The organism is Flavobacterium aquatile LMG 4008 = ATCC 11947, from assembly GCF_000757385.1.
GTDB classification, from domain to species: Bacteria; Bacteroidota; Bacteroidia; order Flavobacteriales; family Flavobacteriaceae; genus Flavobacterium; species Flavobacterium aquatile.
In genome coordinates, this window is record NZ_JRHH01000005.1 from 240,534 (window position 1) to 257,967 (window position 17,434).

Annotated in this window: 14 protein-coding genes; 6 read left to right on the forward strand and 8 right to left on the reverse strand. The window is 32.7% G+C overall.

The genetic code is table 11. The features are described from left to right. Nucleotides 1–135: 135 nt before the first annotated feature. Nucleotides 136–579 carry a nucleoside deaminase gene (locus tag LG45_RS12965; protein WP_035128419.1) on the reverse strand — a complete coding sequence of 148 codons (444 nt, stop codon included), beginning with the start codon at nucleotides 577–579 and terminating at the stop codon, nucleotides 136–138. Between the two features lie 37 nt (nucleotides 580–616). On the opposite strand from LG45_RS12965, the gene LG45_RS12970 reads away from it, so the two are divergent. Together LG45_RS12970 and LG45_RS12975 are read left to right on the forward strand one after the other, a co-directional pair. Beyond that, entirely contained in the window at nucleotides 617–2,398 is a 1,782-nt protein-coding gene (locus tag LG45_RS12970; RefSeq protein ID WP_035127857.1) for a 1-deoxy-D-xylulose-5-phosphate synthase, read from the forward strand. Between the two features lie 36 nt (nucleotides 2,399–2,434). Further along, nucleotides 2,435–3,385, forward strand: a complete 951-nt coding sequence (locus LG45_RS12975; protein WP_035127860.1) for a DUF3078 domain-containing protein — start codon at nucleotides 2,435–2,437, stop codon at nucleotides 3,383–3,385. A gap of 48 nt (nucleotides 3,386–3,433) precedes the next feature. Here LG45_RS12975 and LG45_RS12980 read toward each other — a convergent pair whose 3' ends face one another. The 5 genes from LG45_RS12980 to LG45_RS13000 form a co-directional block, all read right to left on the reverse strand. Continuing rightward, nucleotides 3,434–6,904 (reverse strand): efflux RND transporter permease subunit, encoded by a 3,471-nt coding sequence (locus LG45_RS12980; protein ID WP_035127862.1) that lies wholly within the window; start codon nucleotides 6,902–6,904, stop codon nucleotides 3,434–3,436. Between the two features lie 61 nt (nucleotides 6,905–6,965). Further along, on the reverse strand, nucleotides 6,966–8,105 hold the full coding sequence (locus LG45_RS12985) for an efflux RND transporter periplasmic adaptor subunit (RefSeq protein WP_035127863.1): 1,140 nt from the start codon (nucleotides 8,103–8,105) through the stop codon (nucleotides 6,966–6,968). A gap of 23 nt (nucleotides 8,106–8,128) precedes the next feature. Further along, nucleotides 8,129–9,469 carry a TolC family protein gene (locus LG45_RS12990; RefSeq protein WP_035127864.1) on the reverse strand — a complete coding sequence of 447 codons (1,341 nt, stop codon included), beginning with the start codon at nucleotides 9,467–9,469 and terminating at the stop codon, nucleotides 8,129–8,131. A 10-nt stretch (nucleotides 9,470–9,479) separates the two neighbouring features. Continuing rightward, nucleotides 9,480–10,076: a TetR/AcrR family transcriptional regulator gene (locus LG45_RS12995; RefSeq protein WP_035127865.1), complete on the reverse strand. Its 597-nt coding sequence runs from the start codon at nucleotides 10,074–10,076 to the stop codon at nucleotides 9,480–9,482. Between the two features lie 120 nt (nucleotides 10,077–10,196). After that, complete coding sequence (locus LG45_RS13000) at nucleotides 10,197–10,727, reverse strand: YceI family protein (protein ID WP_035127866.1); 531 nt, start codon at nucleotides 10,725–10,727, stop codon at nucleotides 10,197–10,199. A 156-nt stretch (nucleotides 10,728–10,883) separates the two neighbouring features. Here LG45_RS13000 and LG45_RS13005 point away from each other — a divergent pair, with 156 nt between their 5' ends. Then, nucleotides 10,884–11,858 carry a polyprenyl synthetase family protein gene (locus tag LG45_RS13005; RefSeq protein WP_035127868.1) on the forward strand — a complete coding sequence of 325 codons (975 nt, stop codon included), beginning with the start codon at nucleotides 10,884–10,886 and terminating at the stop codon, nucleotides 11,856–11,858. After that, nucleotides 11,858–12,208 carry a hypothetical protein gene (locus LG45_RS13010; protein WP_035127869.1) on the forward strand — a complete coding sequence of 117 codons (351 nt, stop codon included), beginning with the start codon at nucleotides 11,858–11,860 and terminating at the stop codon, nucleotides 12,206–12,208. Before LG45_RS13005 ends, LG45_RS13010 begins: the two co-directional genes overlap by 1 nt. Here the strand turns inward: LG45_RS13010 and LG45_RS13015 are convergent. Next, nucleotides 12,205–12,573, reverse strand: coding sequence for a hypothetical protein (locus LG45_RS13015; RefSeq protein ID WP_035127871.1), 369 nt, complete (start codon nucleotides 12,571–12,573; stop codon nucleotides 12,205–12,207). The two genes, LG45_RS13010 and LG45_RS13015, sit on opposite strands and share 4 nt — an antisense overlap. Nucleotides 12,574–12,576: 3 nt before the next feature. Next, on the reverse strand, nucleotides 12,577–13,116 hold the full coding sequence (locus LG45_RS13020) for a hypothetical protein (protein ID WP_035127872.1): 540 nt from the start codon (nucleotides 13,114–13,116) through the stop codon (nucleotides 12,577–12,579). Between the two features lie 114 nt (nucleotides 13,117–13,230). On the opposite strand from LG45_RS13020, the gene LG45_RS13025 reads away from it, so the two are divergent. Both LG45_RS13025 and odhB read left to right on the forward strand, forming a co-directional pair. Continuing rightward, nucleotides 13,231–16,002 (forward strand): 2-oxoglutarate dehydrogenase E1 component, encoded by a 2,772-nt coding sequence (locus LG45_RS13025; protein ID WP_035127874.1) that lies wholly within the window; start codon nucleotides 13,231–13,233, stop codon nucleotides 16,000–16,002. A 187-nt stretch (nucleotides 16,003–16,189) separates the two neighbouring features. Beyond that, nucleotides 16,190–17,416 (forward strand): 2-oxoglutarate dehydrogenase complex dihydrolipoyllysine-residue succinyltransferase, encoded by a 1,227-nt coding sequence (gene odhB, locus LG45_RS13030; RefSeq protein ID WP_035127879.1) that lies wholly within the window; start codon nucleotides 16,190–16,192, stop codon nucleotides 17,414–17,416. Nucleotides 17,417–17,434: the final 18 nt, after the last annotated feature.

Consider the following 17,434-nt stretch of genomic DNA (forward strand, 5'->3'; position numbering starts at 1 on the left):
TGATTAGAACTTTTTGTCTTGAAAAGATGCTTTTTCACACTTTCAATTAATGCTATAACAGAAATAAATTTTAAATATTGTAGTAAAAGTAAAATAAATTTTTGGACTATTTTTCTTGTAAAAAAACTAATGCTGCTACTTTCTTTTTTCGGCAAAAAAACGTTTCATTAATTCGCCACATTCTTGAGCCATAATGCCTTGGTTTACTTGAGTTTTTGGATGTAGTTTAGTTCCTAAAGTTAGAAATCCGCGTTGTTCATCACGAGCACCAAAAACAATTTTAGAAATCTGACTCCAATATAAAGCACCGGCGCACATTTGACACGGTTCGATCGTAACATATAAAGTACAATCTTTCAAGTATTTTCCGCCAAGGAAATTGGCAGCGGCAGTTATCGATTGCATTTCGGCGTGCGCTGTTACATCGTTTAATAATTCAGTAAGATTATGACTTCTAGCAATGACTTTGTTGTCAATTACAATGATGGCACCAACTGGAATTTCACCTTTTTCAAAAGCAGTTTCGGCTTCTTGCAAAGCTTTTTTCATAAAGTATTCGTCGGTGAAAATGTTTTCCATAGAACAAAAATAGGAATTCAATTCGTACATTTGCTACATGTCAGAAAATTTACTTCAAAACATCAATAATCCATCCGATTTAAAAAAATTGGGAACATCGCAATTGCCTCAATTGGCTAAAGAGTTGCGTGATTTTATTATTGATGTGGTTTCTGTAAAAGAAGGTCATCTTGGCGCAAGTCTTGGTGTGATTGAACTGACAATTGCTTTGCATTATGTTTTTGACACGCCAAATGATTTGCTAGTTTGGGATGTTGGTCATCAAGCTTATGGTCATAAAATTCTAACTGAAAGAAAAGAAAATTTTCATACCAATCGTCAACTTGGCGGTATTTCTGGATTTCCAAAACGTAGTGAAAGTATTTATGATACTTTTGGTGTTGGACATTCTTCAACCTCTATTTCTGCCGCTTTGGGAATGGCGATTGCGTCTCAATTGAAAGGCGAAAATAAACATCATATTGCGGTAATTGGCGATGCTTCAATTGCAAGCGGAATGGCTTTTGAAGGATTAAATCACGCTGGAGTTACTGATGCCAATTTGTTGGTAATTTTGAATGATAATGCTATCGGAATTGATCCAAGTGTTGGTGCTTTGAAAAATTATTTGACATCGGTTAAAGAAGGGAAAAATCCGAAGCAGAATAATATGATTAAATCGTTGAATTTTGATTATTCTGGACCGATTGACGGACATGATTTTAAAGCTTTGATTTCAGAATTAGAGCGACTGAAAAAAGTAAAAGGACCAAAATTTCTTCACATAATTACTACCAAAGGTAAAGGTTTACAACAAGCTGAAGAAGACCAAGTGAAATATCACGCACCTGGAAAATTTGATAAAAATACAGGTGAAATTCATCCAAAATCGGAAGAAAATTTACCTCCAAAATTTCAAGATGTTTTTGGATTGACTTTAGTCGAATTGGCTACAAATAATCCGAAAATTATCGGAATTACTCCTGCAATGCCTAGTGGAAGTTCATTAAAATTTATGATGGATGCTTTTCCCGAAAGAGCTTTTGATGTTGGAATTGCCGAACAACATGCAGTAACTCTTGCAGCCGGAATGGCAACGCAAGGAATGGTGGTTTTTTGCAATATCTATTCTACTTTTTTGCAACGTGCTTATGACCAAGTGATTCATGATGTGGCTTTGCAGAATTTACCCGTGATATTTTGCTTGGATAGAGCAGGATTAGTTGGTGAAGATGGCGCAACGCATCATGGAGTTTTTGATTTGGCATATTTACGATGCATTCCAAACATGATAATTTATGCTCCAAAAGACGAAATTGATTTGCGAAACATTTTATTTACAGCTTCTTTAGGATTAAATCATCCGATTGCAATTCGTTATCCTAGAGGAAGAGGAAAATATTCAAATTCCAAATTTCAAATTTCAAATTCCAAATTTGAGAGAATTGAAATGGGGAAGGCTCATTTGCTGAAAAGTGGTACTAAAATAGCCGTTTTATCAACTGGATTTATTGGTAATAATGTGAGTTTTGCCTTGGATAAAATTTCAAATACTGATGCAATTGCTCACTATGATTTTGGATTTGTAAAACCATTAGATGAAAATTTGTTGCATGAAATATTCAATTCATTTGAATCCATAATTACTATTGAAGATGGTGTAATCAAAGGCGGATTTGGTTCTGCAATTATTGAATTTGCATCTGAAAATAATTATAAAAACAGCATAAAAACGCTCGGAATTCCGGATAATTTTATCGAACATGGAACGGTAGAAGAGTTGCAACAAATGTGCAAAATTGACGTTAAAAGTTTAGAAAAGCTTTTTTCTACTATTTGATTTTACGACTTTTGCGCAACTTTAACTTTTTATACCATGAGATTCTTCCTCAAATCTTCTGTAATTTTATTTTTATTAGTCACACAAATATCTTTTTCGCAAGAAATTCAAACCAAGTTACCCGATACTATTTCGAATTGGGAAGGCAAAAACACTATTGGATTTGACATTAGCCAGATTGCATTTATGAATTGGAATGCTGGTGGGAATAGTTCAGTTTCAGGCTTGTTGAAAGGCAATTTTATCAGAAAATATTCTACTGATAAAATGAAATGGGTTAATGAACTTATTGTACGATATGGCGTTAATAAACAAGACGGCGTTGAGTTACGAAAAACAGATGATGCTTTTCAGTTTAACTCAACTTTTGGTTATAGAAAAGACACGATTTCTAATTGGTATCATTCGGCAAAATTTAATTTTAACACCCAATTTACCAACGGATATGCGTATCCAAATACCGACAAAGCAATTTCCAAACCATTTGCACCAGCATACATTTTTACAGGTATTGGAGCAGAATATTCTAATAAAGAAAAGAAAATCAACGTTTATTTGTCGCCATTAACTCAGAAAACTACTTTGGTTCTCGATCAACGGTTGGCGAATGAAGGTGCGTTTGGAGTTCAGAAAGCAGAATATGATTTGGATGGAAATCTAATTAAAGAAGGCAAGAAGTCAAGAACAGAACTCGGAGTTTTGGTGACAGGTCATCATAAAAAAGAAGTTTGGAAAAACATCAATCTTGAAAACAGATTGAGTTTGTATTCTGATTATATCAATAATTTTGGAAATGTTGATGTTGATTGGCAAATACAATTGGATTTGGTTGTTAATGAATATGTTAGAGCTAATATTGGAGCACATTTAATATATGATGACGATATTAAAGCTAAAGAAGAAGTTGCTGGAGAACAAATAACATTAGGTCCAAAACTTCAATTAAAACAAGTTTTAGGAATTGGATTGGTTTACAATTTTAAATAAAAAAGCTCCGAAATATTTCGGAGCTTTTTAGTTTAATCAATAATTATTTTATTCTTCGATAGCAAGTTTTCTTGATTCTCTTCTATCTCTTAATTTATATTTTACTCGTTTTACCAAGTAGAACATAACTGGAACCATTACTAAAGTTAGCACAGTTGCATAAGTCAATCCGAAGATGATTGTCCAGGCTAATGGACCCCAAAATATTACGTTATCTCCACCAATAAATAAGTGCGGATTTAAATCGGTAATTAATCCGAAGAAGTCAAAGTTTAATCCGATTGCTAATGGAATTAATCCAAGAACGGCAGTTAAAGCAGTTAATAATACCGGACGTAAACGTGATTTTCCAGATTCGATAATTACTTCTTTTATTTCTTCTAACGATAAATCATCGTGACTTTGCAGTTTATTATCGGCTACTTTTTTGTCTAATAAAAGTACGAAGAAGTCCATTAATACGATTCCGTTTTTCACCACAATTCCGGCGAGAGAAATAATTCCCATCATCGTCATTAGGATTACGAAATCCATTCCGGCGATAACATATCCGTAGAAAACACCGCTAAAACTTAATATTACGGTGAACAAAATCACCATTGTTTTAGAAACTGAGTTAAATTGTAAAACGATAATAATTGTAATTCCTGCCAAGGCTAAGAATAATGCATACATCAAGAAACTTTGGTTTTTACCTTGTTCTTCTTGAACTCCAGAGAACGAATAAGTAACTGTTTTTGGCAATTCGTATCCTTTTAATTCGGTTTGAATTTGTTTTGTAATTTCATCACCATTAAAACCAGTCAATACATTAGAATAAACCGTCATAATTCTTTTTTGGTTTTTTCTTTTGATTTGATTGTAAGTTGTCGTTTTCTCTGTTTGTGAAACAGCAGAAATCGGCACTTGCATCATTTGACCATTGTTCTGATTTCTAAATGTTATGGATTGATTGAACAATACATTTTCATTTTTACGTTGGTCATCTTGCATACGCATTGTGATGTTATAGTCATCGTCACCTTCTTTATAGGTAGAAATTTCTTGACCATAAACCGAACGACGTAAATTGAATCCTAATTGACCAGTAGAAACACCCAAACTTCCGGCGCTTACTCTATCTACTTTTACTTCAAGTTCTGGACTTTCTTTGTTTACATCAACACTTAATCTTTCAATTCCAGGGATATTTTTGGCATTGATGAAAGCGATCATTTTATCGGCTTCTTTCAACATTACATCATAATCAATACCAGTTAACTGAATACTAATTGGATAACCTGCTGGCGGACCATTTGAATCTTTTTCAACCGTAACCGTTGCTCCAGCAATTCCTTTTACTTTGGCACGAATTTCTTCTAAAACATCGGCTGTATTTACTCCTTTTCTAAATTTGAATTCAGAGAAATTGACCGTAACCTTTCCTTTGTAAGGAGTTTCAGAAGCTGAACCTGCGTCAACATTTGGATTTCCTGCACCAACACCAACTTGAGAAACAATAGATTCTGCTAAGTAGTTTTCTTTTTCACTTCCGTCAACATATTTGCTTAAAATTCCAATTACTTGTTTTTCTACAAATAACGTAGCTTTGTTAGTTTTAGAAATATCTGTTCCTTGAGGATATTCAATATAAGCGATAACTTGATTTGGAATATTATCAGGGAAAAACAATACTTTTCTTGGGAAAATTCCAAGTAAGATAAAAGAGAAAAATAACAATCCAATAATTCCTACTAAGGCAAACCATGCTCTTTTTCCGGTTAAGATTTTGGCTAAGAAATTCTTGTATTTGTTTTCCATTTTTGGGAAGAAACTGTACTGAAAATCTTGTGTCCATTGGTATAATTTTAATTTATACAGCCACATTAATCCTAAAGAAATTAAAGCTAGGTGACCAATTGCTCTCGATAATTTAGAATCATAAATATTTCCGATAAGAACAAAAATTACCGCAATTACTGTAAAAATAATTGAATATAATTTGGCCGATCTTTTAGATACATTTTTATCAGAAGTATCCATTGAACCACCAGTCATGGCTGCATTTACAACCATTGCAACGAATAATGAAGCAGTCAATGTTACAGTTAATGTAATTGGGAAATATTTCATGAATTTACCCATTGTTCCTGGCCATAAAAGAAACGGTAAAAATGCCATTAACGTAGTCGCTGTTGATGATATTACAGGCCAAGCAATTTCTCCAATTCCAATTTTAGAAGCGGTAATTCTGTCCATTCCTTTTTGCATGTTGGCAAATACGTTGTCGACAACCACAATTCCGTCATCAACAAGCATACCTAATCCCATTACTAATCCGAATAGAACCATCGTGTTCAAGGTTAAGCCGAAGGCAGAAAGAATACTAAACGCCATCAACATTGATAATGGTATTGCTGCTCCAACAAATAGTGAATTTCTTAATCCCATGGTAAACATTAACACAATCATTACTAGTACAATACCAAAAATGATGTGGTTAGAAAGTTCGTCTACTTGGTGTTCTACTCTTGATGATTGGTCGTTAGTTAACTGCAATTCAAGATTTGAAGGCAAATAGGATGATTTAGCTTTTTCTAATTTTTCTTTCACTTGTTCAATGGCAGAAATCATGTTTTGATTAGAACGTTTTTTAACGTTAAGCATCACCACTTCCTTGCCAGATTCACGAGCGTAGGTTGTTTTTTCTTTTTCTTTAAAGCTAACAACAGCAATGTCTTTTAAGTAAACCGTTCCGCCGTAAGATTTTACAATTACATTTTCTAGTTCTTTTGGATCTTTTATTTCACCAACAATTCTGATGTTGTTTCTTGAGCCTTGAGAAATTAGATTTCCGCCCGAAAGCGTCATGTTTTCATACTTCACAGCATTTTGAATTTCATCAAATGAAACTTGTGCTGCAGTCATTTTGAAAATATCGACTGCAATTTCTACCTCTTTATCATCAACACCTAAAATGTCTACTTTTTTAACTTCTGGGATTTCTTCAATATCATCTTGAAGCAATTCGCCGTATTTTTTAAGTTGTTGCGTTGTATAATTTCCTTTTAAGTTGATATTCAAAATAGGCACTTCTTCCGAAATGTTTAATTCAAATACATTAGGTTCTACTTTACTTCCATTGTCTAGATTTGGCCAATCGGTATCGGCTTTTACTACATCAACTTTGTCTTTGATTTTAGTTTTAGCTTCTTCAATTCCTACTTTATCGCCAAATTCAACGATGATCATTCCGTAATCTTGAAACGAACTAGAAGTAATTTTATCGATACCAGAAATGTTCTTAAACTCTTTTTCTAAAGGTTTAACGATTAATTTTTCAACATCTTCGGCTGAGTTTCCTGGGAAAACAGACGAGATGTAAACTTTATTTTCGATAATTTCTGGAAAATCTTCACGCGGCATTGTTATGTAGGCAATTACACCGGTTATAACAATTAACAAGGTCAAGATATAAACAGTAACACGATTGTCTACTGCCCAACTTGATATTCCGAATTCTTTATTTTGATGACTCATATAAATTTTAGATTTTAGATTTTAGATATTAAATTTGATATTTAAAATCTAATATTTGATATTAAAAGTTCAATTTCATTCCGTCAGAAATAGTGTTTACACCTTCTGTTACAATTACATCATTAGAAGATAATCCGCTTAAAATTTCGGTTACGTTATCTGATGATTGTCCTACTTTAACTAGTACTTTTTTAGCAGTTCCAGTTTTTCCGTTGATGTTTATCGCAGTAAATACAAATTTGTCTCCTTTTCCATCTTCTTGAACTACATTGGTAGGAACAACAATTGCATTTTTAGTAGTATAATCGATAATTTTAAGTTTGGCTACTTGATTAGGACGTAATAAATTATCCGGATTTGGAACTCCAACTTCAATACCAAAACTTCTATTGTTAGGATTGATGAAATTTCCAACCTGACGTACTTTTCCTTTGTATGTTTTATTTAGAGAAGTTAAGAAAACATCTACTTCAGTTCCTACTTTTAATTTTCCAATATAAGTTTCTGGAACCGATGTTGAAACATACATATTTCCTAAGTTTACTATTCGCATTAAACCTTGTTGACTAGCAGCAACTACTTGACCTCTTTCTACAAATACTTCGTCAATTGTTCCAGAAAATGGCGCTCTAATAACAGTTTTAGACAATTGTGCTTTGGCTTGAGCAACCGATTTTTGCAAACTAATCATCTGTGTTTGAGCTTGTAAATATTGAATTTCTGATCCAATTTTTTGATTCCAAAGATTTTTCTGTCTTTCGAATGTTGTTTTTGCTAATTGATATTGTGTTTCTAAATTAGCTACTTGTTGGCTAGAACCACCATCATCTACACGACCAAGAATTTGACCTTTAGAAACTTTTTGTCCCGCTTTTACATTCAGTGAAACTAATGTTCCAGGCATTTCTGGTTGAATTAAGATGTTTTCTTTAGTGTCAACACTTCCTTGAATTTCAAGATAATGATTGAAAGTAGTGTCTTTTACAGCGATAACAGAAACTAATGCTTCGTCAACTTTTACATCTAATGTTGCTAAAGCTTCATCAATTTTTGCTAAATCTGCTTGGATTAGAGCTTTCTTAGCTTGAAGTTCTTTTACATTCTTAGCGTTTATTAAATCATCTATACTTGCTGTATTTTCTTTCTTAGAACATGAAAATAATGTCAGCGATAAAACGGTTATTAAAAGTATTTTTCTCATCTTATTTTGGATTATTCTGTTTGTTATTGGTTACCTATTATTTTTTCTAATGCTGCTTTTTTATTGATTACATCAACCATAGCTTGCAAATAATTTTGTTGTGATGTATAAAGTTGTCGTTGCGCTTCAGTAAAATCAAAGCTGCTAGAAAGTCCTTCTTTAAATTTTATTTGTTGTTTGTTTTCGATGCGTTCTGCCAATCCCAAACTTTCTTTAGAACTATTATATTGCTCAATGCTGTATTCATAATCGCTTTTAGCATTTTGATACGCAAGTTTTAATTTTTGTTCTGTTTCTGTTAAATCAGTTTTAGCTTTTTCTAAAGCAATTTGAGCTTGTTGTGTCCTTGCACTTCTTGCAAAACTGCTAAAAATTGGAACGTTTAAAGTAATTCCCAAATTAGAATAATTAAAGTATTTTTGGTCTGAGTTGAAGAATGTGAATTTATCTCCAAAAGAATTATAACCAAAATTAACTCCAGCTGATAATGAAGGTAATGCTTTGCTTTTTTCAAGCTTCATCTCAAGATTACGTTGTTCTACAAAATTTTGAGTAATAACATAATTGATGTTGCTTGTTGCATTAAAATCGGTGCTTTTAAGAGCTAAATCTAGATTTTTCTGAGTTAAATCGTCCAATTTATCGGTCAATGTTAATTCGTCTTCAATTTCAATTCCTAAATTTACTTTCAACATTTTTAGACTAATGTCTTTAAGTCTTGTAACATAATTTAAATTATTATTTACAGAGGCTAGAGTAATTTTTAGTTGCTCAACATTTTCTTCTTCGATAAGTCCGTTTTTAAATGTTTGGTCAGTATCAAACAAAGTTTTCTCTAAAACGGTTTTATTTTTTTGAAGAATTTGAACGCTTTCATCAGCCAATAAAACACTTCCGTATGCATTGATAATCATCTCTCTAACATCAATATCGGTTTTCTTTTTGCTATTTTCATAAAATTGAAGATAGGTTTTAGAAGCTTGTAACGCCACAATATAAGAACCATCAAATAACAATTGAGTTAAAGATAAATTTCCTGTAGCATTGTGTTTTGTTCCAAAAGCTACTTCTTGAAAAGTTCCTGGTGTTCCTCCAAAAATTTCAGCTGGAATTAATGATTTTTGAATTTCAAAGTTGTTTTGATAACTAATCGATCCATTAATTTGAGGCAATCCAGAAGCTGTAGTTTCCCACTTTTTCTTTTTAGCCATTTCTATATCTCGATTTGCATTGATTGCCGATCGATTATTGGTTGTAGCATGCGTTATAGCTTGATCTAGGCTAAACGTGTAGCTTTTTTTCTCTTCTTGTGCTTGCATGATTGATGCAAAAAGAAGTAAGGTTAGTATTATTTTGTTTTTCATTGATTGATAATTATTTATTAAGATTAAGTAAGTTTTTTTCTAGTTCTACAAGTCCTTCAGCTGTTGCAATTGCTCTTGTATGGTATTCCAATGCTTTGGCTTCAAGTTCGTACGCTTCTTTTTCTAATCGAGTATTTTCGTTGATTGAAAAAATTAAGGTGTAATAAAATTTTACTGCTGCTTCAATATCTGTTTCTGGACGATATAAACCTTGTTTAATCCCTTTTTCAATATTTTGTCGAAACATTTGACTGCAGTCTTCAATCTCATTTTCCATCATTTTTTGATAAATTTCGGGATAATGTTTTTTTAGTTGATATGCTGGAGATTGGTCAAATGCTTGAAACATTTCTTGAAACATTTCACGTAGTTGAAAATTTTCGGCAATGGCATTATGATTTTCAGAAACCACTTTATCCATTAAAGCATGTATTTTTTGATGAACAACTTCTGTTCCTTCCTCAATAAGCATTTCTTTGTTGCTGAAATATTTGTAAATCGTTTTTTTTGAAATACACATTTCTCCGGCAATATCATCCATAGTTACGCTTTTGAAACCAAGTTTCAAAAACATGTCGGTCGCTTTTTTAATGATTTTCTCTTTCATTTTTTTAATTTATTTGAAAATAAACTTTTCTAATCTAATCTATTTTCGGGTGCAAATATATATTGGAAACTCTGAATACTAAAATAGTTTCCAAATTATTTACATAAATTTAACATTTATTTAATTAATGATTTCAAATTCTAAATTGGCTGTAATATTAATATTTGAACCAATTAACAATCCATTACTTTCTTGATTTGAATTAGAATATAATCCAAAATCCTTGCGATTAATTTCTCCTATAATTTCTAAAAGTACTTTTGATGATTGGTTATTCGATTCTAATGCAGCAATTTTAGCATCGAGTTCAACCACTTTTGTAATGTTGTTTATTGTTAAATTTCCTTTTACAAAATTGATGTCGTTATTTATTTTTTCAAAAGAAGTTGATTTAAAAGTTACCAATGGATATTGATTGGAATTAATGAAATCTTTCAAATTTAAATTACTATCAACATGTTCTAGTTTGCCTTCTTTTTTATTTACATCCAAAACAAATTCGACATTAGCATTAATAAGTTGATTGTTTACAATGTCAATTGTACTCGAAAGTTTATTGAATGAACTGTCTAGATAGGCAATAATTGAGTTTTTCGCTCTAATCATGAAATCAGATTGATTGGTGTTCAAATTCCATTTAGTTATTGTCATTTTCAGTAGATTAAGGTTGAATTATTTGACAAATGTATATTGGAAACTTTAGATACCAAAATAGTTTCCAAAGTATTTACATAAATTTAACATTTCGATAAAAATTCACTTTTGTAATCCTGTTGGAATAACGTAAATTAGCCAAAAATTACTTTTATGCATTCTATTTATCAGTACCAAGAATTTATTTCCGATTATTTACAGTCGCAATATGAAACTAAAGAGCCTAGAAATCTTTATGAGCCAATTCATTATATTTTAGATCTTGGCGGAAAAAGAATGCGTCCTGTTCTGACATTGATGAGCGCAGAAGTATTTGATGCCGATTTTAAACTAGCACTTCCAGCAGCATTGGCAGTTGAGGTTTTTCATAATTTTTCACTAGTTCATGATGATATTATGGATGATGCACCGTTGCGAAGAGGAAATGAAACGGTACATGAGAAATGGAATGTCAATACCGCAATTTTATCTGGTGATGCTATGTTGATTTTGGCGTATCAATATTTTGAACAATACAATACCGAAGTTTTTAGAGATTTGGCAAAGCTTTTTAGCAAAACTGCGCTTGAAGTTTGCGAAGGACAACAATACGACGTAGATTTTGAAACTCGTGATGATGTTACTATTCCTGAATATCTAAAAATGATTGAATATAAAACCGCAGTTTTAGTTGCGGCAGCAATGAAAATGGGTGCTATTGTAGCCGAAACTTCTAAAGAAAATGCTGATTTAATTTATGATTTCGGATTGAATTTAGGATTGGCTTTTCAATTACAGGACGATTATTTGGACGCTTTTGGAAATCCAGAAACCTTCGGAAAACAAGTTGGTGGTGATATTATTGAAAACAAAAAAACCTACTTATATCTAAAAGCAATCGAATTTTCGAATGATAATCAAAAGGAACAATTGTTGCATTTATTTTCAATTCAACCCGATGATAATTCGGATAAAATAGAATCTGTAAAATCTATTTTTAATGAATCTGGTGCGTCTGATGCAACTAAAAAAGCCATTCAAGATTATACTTTAAAAGCATTTGATACCTTACAAAATATAGGAATTGACAACGAGAAAAAAGATATCTTACGATCTTTTGGAGAAAATTTAATGGGTAGAAAAGTATAATGTTCATTGCTCCAATAAATACTGACCAATTACTTTCTGAAGCAGAAAAAGAAAATTTATACCTCAAATTAATTGAGCAAATAAACAAGGATTTCAATTTGGCCAATGAACCAGTAGATTTTCATAGTAGTACAACTCCGGACGAATTGAAAATTCAACTTCATGAGAAAATTTACCGACTAATTCAATATAAGTTTGCCGAATATTTAAACCTACTTTACATCATTGATGTTCCTGAAGATCAAGTAAAAAAGTTAGATGGTTCTGATATTTCTGAACTTTCTGGGCAAGTAGCTTTTTTGGTTTTAAAACGTGAATGGATGAAAGTTTGGTTTAGAAATAGGTATTAAAGTATTTCTAAAATTGAAGTAATTGCGCCAAAAATAAACGCACTTCCCAAATCTTTTGTGCCACTTGGATTGAATGAATCAATGCGTTGTCCTTCAAATCCGTAAACAGAGAAAGTTTTGGTATTACTCATTCTGTAACTTTTACCAAGAACATAGTAATTGTCGTTTAAATTGGTAATGGGATTGTAAAGTGAAAGGTTACCTTTTTTAGAAAGAAAGTTATTTTTATTCAAATTAATTTGAAAGGAAACAGGCTTTAAATTTACTGATGCTAAACTTGGCAAAAATCTATAATTAATTGTGTTGTTTTGCCCAAAACTTACAACACAAACAAACAAAAACGAAATGTAAAATAATTTCTTCATAGTTTAAAAATAAACCCTTACAAAAGGCATTAATGCATCACCATAAACATTTTTATCTTCATTGAACAATACATTGTATCGTGCGCCAATAGTAATATTTTCCATGCGATAACCTGCGCCTAAAAATAAACCGGTGTTCCAGAATTTATCGGAAAAATTGGTATCTTCATAATTTACATTCACACGCAATTGTTCTAACTCAACCGATAATTGTATTTCAGGAATTGGATTTACTAAACCAATTAAACTTCCACCATATTGACTTGACGAATAAAAATCTCTTTGTCTTAAATAACTGTATTGCAGTCCAGCTCCAAACGCTAAATATTCATTAACATTATAAATCGCACTTGGTGCAATGGAAATATTTGTAAATCCAGAACCAAAACCTAATCCTAATCCACCTCCAAATTGCACACGACTCCAAAAATCACTTTTTGCATTATTTTCTGGCATTTGTTGCGCCGAAATTGTAAAACTTAAACCGATAAAAAACAGAAATGTTAATCTTTTTGTTAAAATCTGTAAAGTATTCTTTTTCATGCTTCTATATATAGTTAATTAGCGATATAAAAGTAGTAAAAACATTGAAAGATTGTTATAATTATTTTACTTTTGCATAAATTTTTTTAACACAACGAATATTTTATCTAAATTATGGATAGGTTTTCCTTTTTAAACGCAGCACACACCGAATTTTTCGCGCAAACATACGATCAATATTTACTTAATCCAGATTCTGTTGAACCTAGTTGGAGAGCTTTCTTTCAAGGTTTCGATTTTGGAATGACAACTTACAATGAAGAGAATGTTGGGCAACAGTTGGCAAATTTTGCATCTGAGAATCAAGATTGTTCTATAGTTTCCGATAAAATTCAAAAAGAGTTCAATGTTCTCAAACTAATTGATGGTTACAGAACACGTGGTCACCTTTTTACCCAAACCAATCCGGTACGTGAAAGAAGAACTTACGAACCAAATTTGGATTTATCTAATTTCGGATTATCAGACGCCGATTTAAATACCGTTTTTGATGCTGCCAAAATACTTGGTCATCAACCAAAAACACTTAAAGAAATTATAGCTCATTTAAAGAATGTATACTGCCAACATATTGGTATTGAGTACATGTACATGAGAAAACCAGAAGTTATTCAGTGGATTCAAGATCGAATTAATATTAACGATAATCTTCCAAATTTCAATCCAGAACAAAAGAAGCATATTCTTGGAAAATTAAATGAAGCCGTTTCTTTCGAAAATTTCCTTCATACAAAATACGTAGGTCAAAAACGTTTTTCTCTTGAAGGAGGCGAAAGTATCATTCCAGCATTAGATTCATTAATTGAAGCTGCTGCTGAAAAAGGTGTAGAGCATTTCGTAATGGGAATGGCACACCGTGGAAGATTGAATATTTTAGCCAATATCTTCGGAAAAGCTACACAAGATATCTTCTCAGAATTTGACGGAAAAGATTATGATAAAGAATATTTTGATGGAGACGTAAAATACCACTTGGGTTTAACTTCTGAAAGAAAAACAACTTCTGGTAAAAAAATCAATATCAATTTAGCTCCAAATCCTTCGCATCTTGAAACAGTTGGTGCTGTTATTGAAGGAATTGCTCGTGCTAAACAAGATAAATATTTTCCAGACGATTTCTCTAAAGTATTGCCGATTGCCGTTCACGGTGATGCTGCAGTTGCCGGACAGGGAATTGTGTACGAAATTGTTCAAATGGCGCAACTTGACGGATACAAAACTGGAGGAACAATCCATATTGTAATCAACAACCAAGTTGGATTTACCACTAATTACCAAGATGCACGTTCATCTGTTTACTGTACTGATGTAGCTAAAGTTACATTATCGCCAGTACTTCACGTAAATGCTGACGATACTGAAGCTGTCGTTCATGCTATGTTGTTTGCGTTAGATTTCCGTATGCAATTTGGTCGTGACGTATTTATCGACTTATTAGGATACAGAAAATACGGTCACAACGAAGGTGATGAACCTCGTTTTACACAACCAGTTTTATATAAAATTATTGCAAAGCACCAAAATCCAAGAGAGATTTACGCAGAAAAATTAATTACTGCAGGAATTATCGATGCGGCATATATAACCAAAATTGAAAACGAATACAAAGATAAATTAGATGAGAATCTACAAGCTTCTCGTAAAAAAGATTTAACGATAATCAAACCTTTCTTGCAAGATGCATGGGAAGGATTTGAACAAGTTTCTGACGATGAAATGCTTAAAAAATTCGATACTAAATTCGATAAAAAGAAACTAGATCAAATAGCAAAAGAAATTTCAACACTTCCAGCAGACAAGAAATTCATCAACAAAATTTCTAAAATTGTTACCGATAGAAAAACAATGTATGATAACAATGTTATCGATTGGGGAACAGCTGAATCATTGGCTTATGGTTCGCTTTTAACAGAAGGTTACGATGTTAGAATTTCTGGTCAAGACGTAGAAAGAGGTACATTCTCACACCGTCATGCTGTTGTAAAAGTAGAAGATAGCGAAGAAGAAGTAATTCTTTTAAATTCGATTTCAAATAAAAAAGGAAAGTTCAATGTGTTCAATTCCTTCCTTTCAGAATATGGGGTTTTAGGTTTCGATTATGGATATGCTTTGGCAAATCCGAATGCGTTGACAATTTGGGAAGCACAATTTGGAGATTTCTCTAATGGTGCACAAATTATGATTGACCAATACATTTCATGTGGTGAAGACAAATGGAACAACCAAAACGGAATCGTACTTTTATTACCTCACGGATACGAAGGTCAAGGTGCCGAACATTCATCAGCTAGAATGGAGCGTTATTTGCAACTGTGTGCACGTCATAATATGTATGTTGCCGATTGTACAACGCCAGCCAATTTCTATCACTTGTTGAGAAGACAAATGAAAACGAAATTCCGTAAACCATTGGTAGTATTCTCACCAAAAAGTTTATTACGTCATCCATTATGTGTTTCAACGCAAGATGAATTAGCCAATGGTGAATTCCAAGAAACTATCGACGACAATTTAGTAGATAAGAAAAAAGTAAAAACAGTAGTTTTTGTAACAGGAAAATTCTATTATGATATTCTTGCCGAAAGAGAAAATAACGGTAGAAATGACGTAGCTTTGGTACGTATTGAGCAATTATTTCCATTGCCAGTAGAGCAATTAAAAGCAATTATCGCTAGTTATCCAAACGCAGACGATTATGTTTGGGCACAAGAAGAACCAAAAAATATGGGAGCTTACAGCTTTATGTTAATGAATTTCGATTTGGTAAAATGGAGATTAGCATCATTAAAAGCCTACGCAGCACCAGCAGCAGGAAGTCACACTAGAGATAGAAGACGTCACGCCGATGCAATAAGAATGGTTTTTGACAAAAATTTGTTTAGATAGTCATTGCGAGGAACGAAGCAATCTCAAATTCTTAATAAGTTTAATTAGGAGCTATTTCCTGCTTTACGCTATATCTTTTCCTTTTTAAAGAAAAAAGAAAAAGGATGTCGCTTCAATCAGGGCTAGAACATAGAAGTAACAACACGAATAATTTAAAATATAAAATTCATCATTTAAAATAAATACAATGATTTTAGAAATGAAAGTGCCTTCACCAGGCGAATCAATAAAAGAAGTAGAAATCGCAACTTGGTTAGTAAAAGACGGCGATTATGTAGAAAAAGATCAAGCAATTGCTGAAGTAGATTCAGACAAAGCAACACTAGAATTACCTGCAGAAGCAAGCGGAATAATTACGCTAAAAGCAGAAGAAGGTGATGCAGTTGCTGTTGGTGCAGTAGTTTGTTTAATCGATACTGGCGCTGCAAAGCCAGCAGGTGATGCTCCAACTCCAGCAAAAGAAGAAGCAAAACCAGTTGCAGAAGCTCCAAAACCAGAAGCTCCAAAGGCGGCTCCAGTTGCAGAGAAGACTTATGCAGCAAGTACGCCATCTCCAGCAGCTAAAAAAATATTAGACGAAAAAAACATCAAACCTTCTGACGTTGTTGGAACTGGTAAAGATGGAAGAATTACTAAAGATGATGCTGTAAATGCAACACCATCAATGGGAACTCCAACTGGTGGAAATCGTGGGTCAGAGAGAACTAAACTTTCAATGTTACGTCGTAAAGTAGCTGAAAGATTAGTTGCTGCTAAAAACGAAACGGCTATGTTAACTACATTCAATGAAGTTAATATGACACCAATCAACTTAATTCGTAACGAGTACAAAGATGCTTTCAAAGCTAAACATAACGGATTAGGATTAGGTTACATGTCATTTTTTACAAAAGCGGTTACAAGAGCTTTGGCTTTATTTCCTGATGTAAACTCAATGATTGACGGTGATTTTAAAACAGCTTACGATTTCTGCGATATTTCAATTGCAGTTTCTGGACCAAAAGGTTTAATGGTTCCTGTTGTTCGCAACGCAGAAACATTATCTTTCCGTGGAATTGAGGCTGAAATTAAAAGACTTGCAATTAAATCTCGTGACGGTCAAATCACTGTTGATGATATGACTGGTGGAACATTCACAATTACAAATGGTGGTGTTTTCGGAAGTATGTTATCTACTCCAATTATCAATCCTCCGCAATCAGGAATTTTAGGAATGCACAATATTATTGAGCGTCCAATTGCCGTAAATGGTAAAGTTGAAATTCACCCAATGATGTACGTGGCACTTTCTTATGACCACAGAATTATTGATGGTCGTGAGTCTGTTGGTTTCTTAGTAGCTGTTAAAGAAGCATTAGAAAATCCATTAGAATTATTGATGAATGGCGATGCTAAAAAAGCATTGGAACTATAGTCAAAACCAATTTTTGTT

Excerpts from the sequence above, each read along its gene's own strand:
- LG45_RS12965 (WP_035128419.1), bottom strand. The coding sequence starts at position 579 with ATGGAAAACATTTTCACCGACGAATACTTTATGAAAAAAGCTTTGCAA.
- LG45_RS12970 (WP_035127857.1), top strand. The coding sequence starts at position 617 with ATGTCAGAAAATTTACTTCAAAACATCAATAATCCATCCGATTTAAAA.
- LG45_RS12975 (WP_035127860.1), top strand. The coding sequence starts at position 2,435 with ATGAGATTCTTCCTCAAATCTTCTGTAATTTTATTTTTATTAGTCACA.
- LG45_RS12980 (WP_035127862.1), bottom strand. The coding sequence starts at position 6,904 with ATGAGTCATCAAAATAAAGAATTCGGAATATCAAGTTGGGCAGTAGAC.
- LG45_RS12985 (WP_035127863.1), bottom strand. The coding sequence starts at position 8,105 with ATGAGAAAAATACTTTTAATAACCGTTTTATCGCTGACATTATTTTCA.
- LG45_RS12990 (WP_035127864.1), bottom strand. The coding sequence starts at position 9,469 with ATGAAAAACAAAATAATACTAACCTTACTTCTTTTTGCATCAATCATG.
- LG45_RS12995 (WP_035127865.1), bottom strand. The coding sequence starts at position 10,076 with ATGAAAGAGAAAATCATTAAAAAAGCGACCGACATGTTTTTGAAACTT.
- LG45_RS13000 (WP_035127866.1), bottom strand. The coding sequence starts at position 10,727 with ATGACAATAACTAAATGGAATTTGAACACCAATCAATCTGATTTCATG.
- LG45_RS13005 (WP_035127868.1), top strand. The coding sequence starts at position 10,884 with ATGCATTCTATTTATCAGTACCAAGAATTTATTTCCGATTATTTACAG.
- LG45_RS13010 (WP_035127869.1), top strand. The coding sequence starts at position 11,858 with ATGTTCATTGCTCCAATAAATACTGACCAATTACTTTCTGAAGCAGAA.
- LG45_RS13015 (WP_035127871.1), bottom strand. The coding sequence starts at position 12,573 with ATGAAGAAATTATTTTACATTTCGTTTTTGTTTGTTTGTGTTGTAAGT.
- LG45_RS13020 (WP_035127872.1), bottom strand. The coding sequence starts at position 13,116 with ATGAAAAAGAATACTTTACAGATTTTAACAAAAAGATTAACATTTCTG.
- LG45_RS13025 (WP_035127874.1), top strand. The coding sequence starts at position 13,231 with ATGGATAGGTTTTCCTTTTTAAACGCAGCACACACCGAATTTTTCGCG.
- odhB (WP_035127879.1), top strand. The coding sequence starts at position 16,190 with ATGATTTTAGAAATGAAAGTGCCTTCACCAGGCGAATCAATAAAAGAA.